The sequence below is a fragment of the Paenarthrobacter sp. TA1.8 genome (assembly GCF_048595705.1).
GTDB lineage: Bacteria > Actinomycetota > Actinomycetes > Actinomycetales > Micrococcaceae > Arthrobacter > Arthrobacter nitroguajacolicus.
In genome coordinates, this window is the sequence record NZ_CP184287.1 from 3,174,305 (window position 1) to 3,186,694 (window position 12,390).

At 62.7% G+C, this 12,390-nt stretch carries 9 protein-coding genes; 3 read left to right on the forward strand and 6 right to left on the reverse strand.

Annotated features, from left to right (window positions below):
* Positions 1–187: 187 nt before the first annotated feature.
* The 6 genes from rho to argS all read right to left on the reverse strand — a co-directional run bounded on the left by rho (position 188) and on the right by argS (position 9,163).
* A complete protein-coding gene (rho, locus tag ACNAOT_RS14780; protein ID WP_420178414.1) occupies positions 188–2,341 on the reverse strand; it encodes a transcription termination factor Rho in 2,154 nt (717 codons plus the stop codon).
* Between the two features lie 304 nt (positions 2,342–2,645).
* Positions 2,646–3,620 carry a homoserine kinase gene (thrB, locus tag ACNAOT_RS14785; protein WP_420178415.1) on the reverse strand — a complete coding sequence of 325 codons (975 nt, stop codon included), beginning with the start codon at positions 3,618–3,620 and terminating at the stop codon, positions 2,646–2,648.
* 2 nt (positions 3,621–3,622) lie between these two features.
* Complete coding sequence (gene thrC, locus ACNAOT_RS14790) at positions 3,623–4,726, reverse strand: threonine synthase (protein ID WP_091468420.1); 1,104 nt, start codon at positions 4,724–4,726, stop codon at positions 3,623–3,625.
* On the reverse strand, positions 4,727–6,043 hold the full coding sequence (locus tag ACNAOT_RS14795) for a homoserine dehydrogenase (RefSeq protein WP_091468423.1): 1,317 nt from the start codon (positions 6,041–6,043) through the stop codon (positions 4,727–4,729).
* Positions 6,036–7,508, reverse strand: coding sequence for a diaminopimelate decarboxylase (gene lysA, locus ACNAOT_RS14800; RefSeq protein WP_420178416.1), 1,473 nt, complete (start codon positions 7,506–7,508; stop codon positions 6,036–6,038). The genes ACNAOT_RS14795 and lysA overlap by 8 nt, the downstream gene beginning before the upstream one ends.
* A gap of 5 nt (positions 7,509–7,513) precedes the next feature.
* Positions 7,514–9,163 carry an arginine--tRNA ligase gene (gene argS / locus ACNAOT_RS14805; RefSeq protein ID WP_420178417.1) on the reverse strand — a complete coding sequence of 550 codons (1,650 nt, stop codon included), beginning with the start codon at positions 9,161–9,163 and terminating at the stop codon, positions 7,514–7,516.
* 235 nt (positions 9,164–9,398) lie between these two features.
* On the opposite strand from argS, the gene ACNAOT_RS14810 reads away from it, so the two are divergent.
* From ACNAOT_RS14810 to ACNAOT_RS14820, 3 genes are read left to right on the forward strand one after another with little or no spacing between them, the layout of a single operon-like run.
* A complete protein-coding gene (locus tag ACNAOT_RS14810; protein ID WP_420178418.1) occupies positions 9,399–9,893 on the forward strand; it encodes a hypothetical protein in 495 nt (164 codons plus the stop codon).
* Positions 9,894–9,898: 5 nt separating this feature from the next.
* On the forward strand, positions 9,899–10,771 hold the full coding sequence (locus ACNAOT_RS14815) for an FAD:protein FMN transferase (protein ID WP_420178419.1): 873 nt from the start codon (positions 9,899–9,901) through the stop codon (positions 10,769–10,771).
* Positions 10,768–12,270: an FAD-dependent oxidoreductase gene (locus ACNAOT_RS14820; RefSeq protein ID WP_420178420.1), complete on the forward strand. Its 1,503-nt coding sequence runs from the start codon at positions 10,768–10,770 to the stop codon at positions 12,268–12,270. The genes ACNAOT_RS14815 and ACNAOT_RS14820 overlap by 4 nt, the downstream gene beginning before the upstream one ends.
* Positions 12,271–12,390 lie beyond the last annotated feature (120 nt).

Genomic DNA, 12,390 nt, shown 5'->3' on the forward strand with positions numbered 1-12,390 from the left:
CGTCAGGCCCGGCGTTAGGTGAGCCGGGCGCCGGCCGCGCGGATTTCCCGCCCCGGGAGTGGCATCGGGCCTGCCGAAGCGTGGCGGCTCAGGTCCGTTAGGACAGAGCCGCCACGCGAAGGGGCGGGGGCGGGAAATCCGCGCGGCACCAACCGCACAAACACCCGACACCCCGCCCCGATTACAGCTATTTGTCGTTGTCCGACTTCGCTCCGAGCGTCGTCTTCTGAACCTGCATGAGGAACTCGACGTTGCTCTGCGTCTCCCGGATCTTGTTGGTCAGCAGCTCAAGGCTCTGCTGCTGCTCCAGGCCGGAAAGGACGCGGCGCAGCTTCCACATGATCTTGACTTCTTCAGGCGAGAGCAGGTTCTCTTCGCGGCGCGTACCGGACGCGTTGACGTCCACTGCCGGGAAGATGCGCTTGTCTGCCAACTGGCGGGACAGGCGGAGCTCCATGTTGCCGGTGCCCTTGAACTCTTCGAAGATGACTTCGTCCATCTTGGAGCCGGTCTCGACGAGCGCGGTTGCAAGGATGGTGAGCGAGCCACCGTTTTCGATGTTACGGGCTGCACCGAAGAAGCGCTTGGGCGGGTACAGAGCTGCGGAGTCCACGCCACCGGACAGGATGCGGCCTGAGGCCGGTGCGGCCAGGTTGTAGGCGCGGCCCAGACGGGTCATTGAGTCCAGGAGGACCACCACATCCATGCCCATTTCCACGAGGCGCTTGGCGCGTTCAATGGAGAGCTCGGCAACGGTGGTGTGGTCGTCTGCGGGACGGTCGAAGGTGGAGGCGATGACCTCACCCTTGACGGTGCGCTGCATGTCCGTGACTTCTTCGGGACGTTCGTCCACCAGCACCATCATGAGGTGAACCTCAGGGTTGTTGGTGGTGATCGCGTTCGCGATGGACTGCAGGATGAGCGTCTTGCCGGCCTTCGGCGGGGAGACGATCAGGCCACGCTGGCCCTTGCCGATCGGGGCCACGAGGTCGATGACACGCGGACCGATCTTCTTGGGATCCGTCTCGAGGCGCAGGCGCTCGGACGGGTACAGCGGTACGAGCTTGGCGAACTCGACGCGATCCTTGAGTTCTTCCGGCGTCTTGCCGTTGACCGAGGTGACGCGGACGAGCGCGTTGAACTTCTGGCGGGCAGACTGCTGGCTGCGGTCTTCACCGTCCCGCGGTGCCCGGATGGCCCCGACGACGGCGTCGCCCTTGCGAAGGTTGTACTTCTTGACCTGTGCCAGGGAAACGTAGACGTCGTTTGCACCGGGGAGGTATCCGGAGGTCCGAATGAACGCGTAGTTCTCCAGAACGTCCAGGATGCCGGCTACAGGAAGAAGGACGTCGTCCTCCGTGACCTCGACGTCGTCAACGTCCGGTCCCTGCGCGCGGCCACGGCGGCGCTCGTTGCGGTCGCGGAAGCGGTCGCTGCGGGTGTTTCCATCACGGCTGTCCTGACCGCCACGGCGGTCGCTCCGGTCGTTCTGTTCGTTGCGGTCACGACGGTTGCGGCGGTTGCGGCGGTTGCCGGTGTCGTCGCCGTCGTTGTTGTCTTCACGGCGTCCGCGGGTGTTGTCGCGACGTTCGCGCTGCTGGTCGCCCGAGTCAGACTGTTCGCGCTGCTCACGCTGTTCCGTGCGGTCAGCACGCTGCTCACGCTGTTCCGTACGGTCGGCACGCTGCTCACGCTGTTCCGTACGGTCGGCACGCTGCTCGGTGCGATCAGCACGCTGCTCACGCTGTTCCGTACGCTGCTCGGCTGCTGGCGCTTCTGCTGCTTCGGCAGGTGCCGCGGCAGCTTCGCCACGGCGGCGGTTACGCGTTCGCGGCTGGCGACGCTCAGTTGCGGCCTCGCCGGTCTCGACGGCCGCCGGAGCTTCAACAGCCGGTGCGGCTGTGGTCTCGGCAGGCGCAGCAGCGGCTTCAGCGGCTGCTACTACTCCGTCACTTGTAGCCCGACGGCTGCGACCACGACCACGACCGCGGGGTGCTTCCTGGGCCGGGGCCTCGACAGCTGCATCAGCAGGTGCGCTGCTTTCAGCAGCGGCCTTCGGCTCTGCAGCCCGGGCTTCCTTGGCCGCAGTTGCTTTCGCCGTGCTGGCCTTGGCGGGCGCCTTGGTAGTTGAGGTGCCGGCACGGTGGGCGGAGATGGCCGTGACCAAATCCCCCTTGCGCATACGGGATCCCCCGGAAATGCCCAGCTGGCTCGCGAGAGCCTGGAGCTGGGCGAGCTTAAGGCCTGCGAGGCCGCTGCTCTTGGTGGTTGCTGCAGTTGACGACTCAGCAGCAGAAGATGTTGTGTCCACAGCTGAAGCCAGCTCAGTGGTTTCTGTCACGAAGGATCCTTCCCCCTCGACGGCGTCCAGAGCGAGAGCTGGACGCGATGATTTGTTCTGGGCTGCAGTTCAGATCTGCAGCCGGTGATTTGGGCCGTGCCTGATGGATTGTGGCCAACAGGGCCGGATACTGATCGTCATCACTGGATCCAGTTGCCCGGACAGCCGGCGTAGATTCAGGAAACAGAGAGATTTCTGCGGCACCTGAGACAGGCCGGAAAGAGACGACACCACCAACGTTGGCACAGTTGACGAAAGGTACGGCAAAACACCGAGATCCAAAATCAGGGAACTGCCCGCGGCTTTACCGGCGGTGCACTTCCACTCTAGCACCTTGATCGTCCACAGCCAGCGTCATCACGCGCCAACCGACGTCGGGTGTGTTGTCCGCCGTGAATGTGCCGATGAATCCGGCGACACTTACTGCTTCCTCAGCGCCATTGGCCAGCACCATCACGGTGGGGCCTGCACCGGAGACAACCGCTGCATGGCCGGCCGACCGAAGAGCAGCGATGAGGTCGGCACTGGGGCGCATTGCCTGAGCGCGATAGCTCTGGTGGAGATAGTCTTCCGTGCCGGGCAACAGCAACGTGGGATCCGCGGTGAGTGCGTGAATCAACAAGGCTGCACGTCCGGAATTCATTGCTGCCGCGTGATGTCCAACGGATGCCGGAAGCAATCCGCGTGCAGTCTCCGTTGACAGTTCGTAGTCCGGGACTGCCACCACGGGGACCACCGACCGTGCGACGTCAGCGCGTGTGGTGCTGTACTGCTCGCTGTCCTGCCACGACAGCGCCAGTCCGCCGAAAATGGCGGGTGCGACGTTGTCCGGGTGGCCTTCCATCTCGCTGGTCAACTGCAGGATCCAATCGCGGTCCTGCCGGAATTCGGCAGGGACCAATGCGTTGGCGGCAGATACGGCGGCAACCACAGCCGAGGCTGAAGACCCCAGCCCCCGGCCATGTGGATTGACGTTGTCCGCAATGATCTTCAGACCTGAGTGCCGGAATCCAAGCCGATTCAGCGCAAGGTCAATGGCACGAACAACCAGATGGCTGGCGTCACGTGGGAGGGAGTCAGCGCCCTCACCGGAGAGCTCGAACTCGAGCTCTCCGGTACTGAGGGTTTCCACCGTCAAGGTGTCGTAAATCGACAAGGCCAAGCCGAGGCTGTCGTAACCGGGTCCCAGGTTGGCACTCGTACCGGGGACCTTGACGGTCAGCCGCTGACCTGCCGCGACAAGTGCGCGATCGGTCGCGGTGGGCTGCGTTGATTCCACTCTTAGTTTTCTTCCAGTCCCAGTTCTGCGGCAACGGTGACGACATCGTTCGGCACCTTGACGGGCTGGACATCGCTGCCGTCCTCAGTGCGGAGGGCCCACTGCGGGTCCTTGAGCCCGTGCCCGGTGACCGTGATGACGATGGTTTTGCCGGACGGAACCTCGCCTGCAGCGTGCTTCTTGATCAAGCCCGCGACACCGGCAGCGGAACCGGGCTCTACGAACACGCCTTCCTTTGCGGAAAGCCAGCGGTGGGCGGCCAGGATCTCGTCATCGGTCACAGCCTCAATCAATCCACCCGATTCGTCACGGGCCGCAACGGCGGTCTCCCACGAGGCCGGATTGCCGATGCGGATGGCAGTGGCGATCGTGTCGGGCTCGGTGATGGGATGCCCTGCAACGAACGGTGCGGCACCTGCAGCTTGGAAGCCCCACATGACGGGCGTCTTGGTGGAAACAGCCGGAAGTGTTCCGTTAGCCGTCTCGAACGGCGCGGAATACTCCTTGTAGCCCTTCCAGTAGGCGCTGATGTTGCCTGCGTTGCCCACTGGCAATACGTGGATGTCGGGGGCGTCGCCCAGCGTGTCCACAACTTCGAAGGCGCCGGTCTTCTGGCCCTGGATGCGCGCCGGGTTGACTGAGTTCACCAGGAACACCGGGTAGGCTTCGCCGAGCTTCCGAGCAATGTCCAGGCAGTTGTCGAAGTTACCGTCAACCTGGAGCAGGGTGGCACCGTGGGCGATGGCCTGGCTCAGCTTGCCCATGGAGATCTTGCCTTCAGGTACCAGCACCGCGCACTTGAGGCCTGCGGCCGTCGCGTACGCAGCAGCAGAGGCGGAGGTGTTGCCGGTGGAGGCGCAAACCACGGCCTTCGCACCGGCCTCCACAGCAGCCGTCATGGCCATTGTCATGCCACGGTCCTTGAACGAACCCGTGGGGTTCATGCCTTCGACCTTAAGGTAAACCTCGGAGCCGGTCAGCTCTGAAAGCTTCTGCGCGTGGACCAGAGGCGTGCCGCCCTCGCCCAGGGTGATGACCTTGGTGGCTTCCGTTACAGGCAAACGATCAGCGTATTCGCGGATTACTCCGCGCCATTGGTGAGCCACTTAGACCCCTTCTACCCGGAGTACGGATGTTACAGAATTGATGACGTCCAGGCCCTTCACGGCCTCGACGGTTGCCGCGAGTGCAGCTTCGGATGCACGGTGCGTCACGATTTTCAGCTCGGCCGACTCAACGTTCGAGGCAGAGTCGCGGTGGATCGTTTGGCGCATTATTTCGATGGAAACGCCGTTCTCCGCAAAGATGTGCGCGATCCGGGCCAGAACGCCGGCTTGGTCAGCGACGTCCAGGCCGATGTAATAGCTCGTGGTGGACGCATCGATGGCCAGCGCCGGGACGTGGCCAGTGGTGGTCTCCGTCCGGCCCGGGCCGCCCAGGACCAAACGCCGCGCGGCAGACACGAGGTCACCCAGCACAGCGGATGCGGTGGGCGTTCCACCTGCACCTTGGCCATAGAACATTAGTTCGCCGGCGTTCTCCGCTTCGATGAAGACGGCGTTGAAGGCACCACGGACAGCAGCCAACGGGTGTTCGCGCGGCAGGAGCGTGGGGTGGACGCGCACAGAAATGCCGCTGCCGTTGTCCGATGAGTCGATCTTCTCGGCGATTGCGAGCAACTTGATGACAAAGCCGGCTTCCTTGGCGGAGGCAATGTCCGCAGCGCTGACCTTGGTGATGCCTTCGCAATAGACATCGTCCAGGGAGAAGCGCGTGTGGAAGGACAACGATGCAAGGATCGCAGCCTTCGCTGCAGCGTCGTGACCTTCGACATCGGCTGTGGGGTCGGCTTCCGCGTAGCCAAGGCGCTGGGCTTCGGCCAAGGCGTCGGAGAACTGCGCACCGGTGGTGTCCATCTGGTCAAGGATGAAGTTGGTGGTGCCGTTAACGATGCCCAGGACGCGGGTGATGCGGTCGCCGGACAGGCTGTCGCGGATAGGGCGCAGGATGGGGATCGCACCGGCAACGGCGGCCTCGTAGGACAGCTGGACGCCGGCCTTGTCTGCCTCTTCGTAGAGTGTGGGGCCGTCCTGTGCGAGCAGTGCCTTGTTGCCGGTGACAACGCATGCGCCGTTCTGGATGGCCGTCAGGATCAGCGAACGGGCAGGCTCGATGCCGCCCATGAGTTCAATGACGAGGTCTGCGTCCTTCACCAAGGTTTCGGCATCCGTGGTGAATAGTTCGCGCGGCAGTTCGACGTCGCGTGGGGAGTCGATATTGCGCACGGCGATGCCGGCAAGTTCCAAGCGGGCTCCGCTGCGGGCTGCGAGGGCCTCGGCGTCGTCAATCAGAATCCGCGCAACCTGGGCCCCAACGTTGCCACAGCCCAGCAGGGCCACCTTCAAGGTTTGCACTTCAGACATTCGCCACTCCCATGTCGCGGTTCAAGAGATCTTCTTCGGTTTCCCCGCGGACAATCAGCCGGGCGGCTCCGTCGCGTACTGCGACAACGCCAGGCCTGGCCAGGTAGTTGTAGTTGCTGGAGAGGGCCCAGCAGTAGGCGCCGGTACCCGGTACTGCGAGCAAATCACCGGCTGCCACGTCCGCGGGCAGATATACATCTCTAACAACTATGTCGCCGCTCTCGCAATGTTTGCCCACTACGCGGGACAGCTGAGGATCCGCCGAAGAGTTCCGGGAAGCCAAAATTGCCGAATAATCCGCGTCGTAAAGCACCGGGCGCGCGTTGTCGCTCATCCCGCCGTCCACCGACACATAGCGGCGGGGATACGTAACGTTGTTGTCCCCGTCTTCCCCCTCAGTAGCGTCAACACGAACGGTTTTGAGCGTTCCGACTTCGTAGAGCGTGAACGTAGTGCTGCCCACGATGGCGCGTCCGGGTTCAATCGAGATACGCGGTGGAGTGATGTCCAGTTCCGCGCACTTGGAACGCACGACGGCGGCCATCGCCTGCGCAATTTCGGCTGGCGGCCGGGGTGTATCCACCGGGGTGTAGGCGATTCCGTAGCCGCCGCCCAGGTCCAGTTCGGGCATGACGATGGAGTACTTGGCCTGCATGGAAGCCAGGAAGCCCAGCAGCTTCTCCGCTGCAAGGGCAAAGCCGTCGGGCTCAAAGATCTGTGAGCCGATATGGCAGTGCAGGCCCAAGAGCTCGATGCTGGCGTAGGAGGTTGCTGCAGCCACCGCTTCCTCGGCTGCTGACAGGCCTGCTTCATCGGTGGTGTCTCCGGCCATGGAGAGGCCAAACTTCTGGTCCTCGTGTGCCGTGGCAATGAACTCATGGGTGTGGGCGTGTACGCCGGGGGTCAGCCGGAGCATGACCTTGGCAGTTTCGCCACGGCTGGAGGCAATCTTGGCCACCCGCTCCAGTTCATCGAGGCTGTCCACCACGATTCGGCCGACCTTCATATCCAACGCGCGCTTGATCTCGGCGTCGGACTTGTTGTTGCCGTGCAGGCCAAGATTGGGCCCTTCGATTCCCGCACGGGCGGCAACAGCCAGCTCGCCGCCCGAACAGGTGTCCAAGCGAAGGCCTTCCTCGGAAACCCAACTGGCTACTGCAGTGCACAGGAACGACTTCCCGGCGTAGTAGACGTCCACTCCCCCGCAAATATCGGCGAAGGCGGAATCAAACGCGTCTTTGAACGCCCGTGCACGGGACCGGAAGTCCGATTCACTCATCACGAACAGCGGAGTTCCGTACTGTTCCTTGAGCTTACTGACGGACATGCCGTCAATGGTGACCTCACCGGCGTCGTTCTTCTCAACCCCGGCAGCCCACATGGGTGCCTGCAAGGCGTTGAGGTCTTCGGGAACAGCCAACCATGCGGGTGCGAGCGGAGAAGCGTGTGTAGCGTTGATGGTCATTTCCCCTACATCCGTTCCGGCGCGGAAACGCCCAGCAGTTCGAGTCCGTTGGCCAGCACCTGGCTGGTGGCGTCATTCAGCCACAGGCGCGTGCGGTTAACGTCCTGTACGGGTTCATCGCCTTGCGGCGAGACGCGGCAAGCGTCGTACCAGCGGTGGTAGGCACCGGCTATGACTTCGAGGTGGCGGGCCACGCGGTGCGGCTCACGCAGTTCGGCGGCCTTCGCCACAATAGACGGGTAGCTGCCCAGGTAGGAGAGCAACTCGTTTTCAGTGGCGTGGTCCAGGAGCGATGCGTCAAAGACGGAACGCTCCACGCCGGCCTCCGCAGCATTGCGTGCTGTGCCGCGGGAGCGGGCGTGCGCATATTGCACGTAGAACACCGGGTTCTCGTTGCTGTGTTTCTTCAGCAGTTCCGGATCCAGCGTCAGAGGTGAGTCAGCCGGGAATCGAGCCAGGGAATACCTGACGGCATCCTTGCCGAGCCAGGAAATAAGGTCCTTGAGCTCGATGATGTTACCGGCACGCTTGGAAAGCTTGGCGCCATTGACGGACACAAGCTGGCCGATGAGGACCTCGATGTTGACCTCGGGATCATCTCCCGCGCATGCGGCGATGGCCTTCAAGCGGTTGATGTATCCGTGGTGGTCCGCGCCGAGCAGGTAGATCTTCTCCGTGAAGCCGCGGTCCTTCTTAGAGAGGTAGTACGCGGCGTCCGCAGCGAAGTAGGTAGGTTCGCCATTGGCGCGGATCATCACACGGTCTTTGTCGTCACCGAAGTCTGTGGTGCGCAACCATACGGCACCGCCATCGTCGAAAACGTGGCCTTGCTCGCGAAGGCGGGCGACGGCGGATTCGATCGCACCGGCGTCGTGCAGTTCCTTTTCCGAGAAGAAGACGTCAAACTCGACGCCAAACTCCGCCAACGTGGTCTCGATGTCTGCCATCTGTGCCTGGTACGCAGCGGCGCGGATAACGGGCAGGGCTGCCTCGTCAGTCAACTCGCGGATATCCGGATGGGCCTTCAGTACTTCGTCGCCAAGCTCGCGGATGTACTCACCCGGGTAGCCACCCTCAGGCACGCCACGTCCGTGAAGACGGGAGAGGACCGAGTTGGCGAAGACGTTCATCTGCGAGCCGGCGTCGTTGATGTAGTACTCGGCGGTGACGTTGGCGCCCGAGGCACGCAGAACACGGGCAATGGCATCGCCCAGAGCAGCCCAGCGTGTGTGCCCGATGTGCAACGGACCGGTTGGATTCGCGGAAACAAACTCCATATTAACCACTCGCCCTGCGAGCGCCTGGTTGGTGCCATAGCTGGTTCCGGCCTCAACAATGGCCTTGGCGAGCGCGCCGGCTGTGGCAGCATCGACGGTGATGTTCAGGAAGCCCGGACCGGCGATTTCCACTCCGGTAACGCCGGGAATGCCCTGCAGATGGTTGCTGAGGATTCCAGCAAATTCGCGGGGATTCATGCCTGCCTGCTTGGAGAGTTGCAGGGCAATGTTGGTGGCCCAGTCTCCATGATCCCGGTTCTTGGGTCGCTCCACTCTTACGGCGTCGGGCACGGCAGATTCCGTCAGGGCGATTTCGCCGGTGGAAACGGCGTCCTTAAGGCAGGCGGATATGGCAGCTGAGAGTTCTTCGGGAGTCACTCTCCTAGCCTACCGGGGGCCCGCAAAGTCGCGGAATTGAGGGTCTCGTATGTGGATAATCCGCTCACAGCCCACTCACAGGAGCGGCTGCCCGACGCCACAGACTGAACCATTACGCTGAATTCAACGTTGTGAACACGTAGGAGGTGGCCTCGTTGGTCATCCCGGTACGCGCAGTATCCCTTGACGTAAATGACCATTGACGAATTCTTGTCCAGTTGAAACGAGCAGAACCATGACTACGCCACTCCGCAAGAGCCTCTACGTTGGTTTCGCCGGCCTCTCCATCATTGGAACAGCCGCGGCCTGCGCCCCCACAACCGAAGCCCCCTCAACCCAAGCCCCCGCTACCCAGGAGGGGGGCCAGGCAGCTTCCAGCAGTCCTTCATCAGCGGGCACGTCATCGTCAACAGCTGTCGCTTCCACCGGCGCTTCCACCTACAAGGACGGGACCTACAGCTCCGACGGCACGTACACTTCGCCCAATGGCCAGGAGACGGTGGGCGTCGAGCTGACGCTTGCAGCCGACAAGGTTTCTGCGGTCAACATCACGGTCCACCCCTCCAATCCCAATACCAAAAAGTTCCAGGGTGAGTTTGCCAGTGGCATCGCCGCACAGATCGTGGGCAAGGATATCGATGAGCTCAACGTCTCCAAGGTGGCTGGCTCTTCACTGACCTCCGGTGGCTTCAACGAAGCCGTGGAACAGATCAAGTCCCAGGCCAAGTAGCAGCCATGCCCCACCCTGGCTGGAGCACCTTCCGCTTCGAAGGGATCGGTACGCAGTGGGAGATTTCGACGCCGGACAGCTTAGTACCCGCCGTCCGAAGCGAACTGCTTGAAACAGTAGCGGCATACGACAAGACGTGGTCACGGTTCAGGACGGATTCTCTGGTGTCCGGCCTTTCCCGTAGTGCAGGCAAGATCACCCTGCCGGGGCACGCCGTCGTCCTGCAAGAGGTCTATTCCGCGCTGTATCGCCTCACCGGTGGTGCCATGACCCCACTCGTCGGCAGCAGCCTGGAGCGGCTGGGTTATGGCGCCACTTATGCCCTCACACCGTCGGGCACTCCCCTCCCTCCGCCCCGCTGGGAAGACGTCCTTGATTGGGCAGGAACCGGGATAACAGTGAAGGAGCCGGTGGTTTTGGACATTGGAGCTGCCGGCAAGGGCCAGCTCGTGGACCTCTTGGGTGAAGTCCTGCGGGAAGCGGGCTGCACCGACTTCCTGGTGGACGGCAGCGGCGACATGCTGCACTCCGGAAACCGCCCGGTCACCGTTGCGTTGGAGCACCCTTATAACCCGCGGCAGGCCGTAGGCACGGTGGAGCTGGATAACTTCGCGCTGTGTGCCTCGGCCTCGAATCGTCGCACGTGGGGTGACGGCCTGCACCATGTCCTGGATGGAACCACGGGCAAGCCAATACACACCACAGTGGCAACCTGGACCATGGCTGCGAGCGCCCTGATGGCGGACGGCCTGGCCACGGCATTGTTCATGCAGGAACCTGCTCCGCTGGAGAAGGAATTCGAATTCTCATGGCTTACGGTGTCGTCGAGCGGTGCTGCCGCATTTTCGAAGGGTTTTGAGGGGAGACTGTTCACATGATTGCCGCTAAGTCCCGCGTGGACACCTGGTTGGGCCGCTTCACCATGTACCGCTTGATTCTCTGGGTGCTTGGAGTACTGGCGGCCTACAGCATGGTCCTCAACATCCTGGGATGGCTGACCTTTGGCTTACCTGAGATGTTGGTCCATTTGGTGCTCTGCCTGGGCGCAACCTATGCCTCCGGCCGACTCCTGGCTTTGCTCTTTGGTGTCAAGCAGCATACGGAGTCGTCACTGATCACCGGACTGCTGCTGTATTTCCTCTTCTGGCCCGCCTTTGGAACGATGGATATGGCGGGCGTTGCTTTGGCTTGCGTGCTTGCCAGCGTGTCCAAGTACGCTCTGGCCTTCCGCGGGCGTCATATCTTCAACCCGGCCGCCGCAGGTGCGTTCATTACGGGCCTGACGGGGCTCAATATCGCCACGTGGTGGGCCGCCACCCCGGCCATGCTCTGGCTCCTGGTTCCCGGAGTGGTGATTGTCCTGTATCGCACACGGAAAATGCTGATGGGCACCGTTTTCCTGGTGGCTGCCACAAGCATCATCACCGTGGAGCTGCTGAGCCGCGATATGACGCTGGGACAGGCTTTATGGCAGGCCTTGGCCCAACGGCCGTTGCTGTTTTTCGTCGGCTTCATGCTTTCGGAACCTCTCACCCTGCCTCCCCGCCGCTGGCAGCAGTTGGCGCTTGCCGCCGTCGTGGGTGTCGTTTTCGCAGTCCCCTATAATTTCGGCTTCATTGCCAACTCCCCGGAGCTCGCATTGCTGCTGGGCAACCTCATTGCGTTCTTCCTTGGACAGCGCGGCGGCGTCCATCTGACGTTTAAGGGCTCGCGGCCCCTCACCCCCGCCAGTACTGAATTCAGGTTCGAACCGCAGCGGCCTGTGCGTTTTGAGCCCGGACAGTTCATGGAGCTCAACCTGCCGCATTCCGGATCCGACGGCAAGGGCCGTCGCCGCGTCTTCAGCATTACCAGCCCACCTGGCGCGGCTGAGGTTACCTTCGGCGTGGGTACGGCCGAGCCGCTGTCTGCAGCGAAGAAGGCACTGCTTGCTCTTCGACCCGGGGACAGCGTTTCCGCAACAGCCGTGGGTGGAGACTTTGTTTTACCGCACGACGCCGGGAAGCCGGTCCTGCTGATCGCCGCAGGAATCGGCATCACGCCGTTCCTGTCACAGCTGTCCGCCGACGACGCCGCACGCGACACGGTGGTGGTGTACCTCGCGAAAGGTCGCGAGGAGCTGGCCTGCGTGGAACAGCTGGAAGCCTCCGGGGCCAAGGTCGTCGCCCGCCTTGCGGACGGTTCCACTCCCCCGGAGTACATGGTCGACGCCGGTACCTCCAGAATCGATGCAGCGCGCCTTAAAGAGCTGGTTCCGGACATTGGGGATCGGGAAGTCTTTGTCTCGGGCTCCCCGGCGAGTGTGGATTCCCTTCGAGCTGCAGCACGTGGCGCAGGAGCGCGTCGGGTCCACGTGGACTCGTTTGCGGGTTACTGATTCGAAGAGTTCGGGGCCGGGCTTGCTGGTCCGGCGCCGTGACTTTCGTCTGCTTTGGCGGGTTTTCATTTGCGGCGCAGGGACTGCTAAGCTCTAGGACGTCCCACCGGCAACGGAGGG

What these genes read in the sequence shown, in the direction of transcription:
- ACNAOT_RS14795 (WP_091468423.1), bottom strand. Translation starts at nt 6,043, where the DNA reads ATGTCTGAAGTGCAAACCTTGAAGGTGGCCCTGCTGGGCTGTGGCAAC.
- lysA (WP_420178416.1), bottom strand. Translation starts at nt 7,508, where the DNA reads ATGACCATCAACGCTACACACGCTTCTCCGCTCGCACCCGCATGGTTG.
- ACNAOT_RS14810 (WP_420178418.1), top strand. Translation starts at nt 9,399, where the DNA reads ATGACTACGCCACTCCGCAAGAGCCTCTACGTTGGTTTCGCCGGCCTC.
- ACNAOT_RS14815 (WP_420178419.1), top strand. Translation starts at nt 9,899, where the DNA reads ATGCCCCACCCTGGCTGGAGCACCTTCCGCTTCGAAGGGATCGGTACG.
- ACNAOT_RS14820 (WP_420178420.1), top strand. Translation starts at nt 10,768, where the DNA reads ATGATTGCCGCTAAGTCCCGCGTGGACACCTGGTTGGGCCGCTTCACC.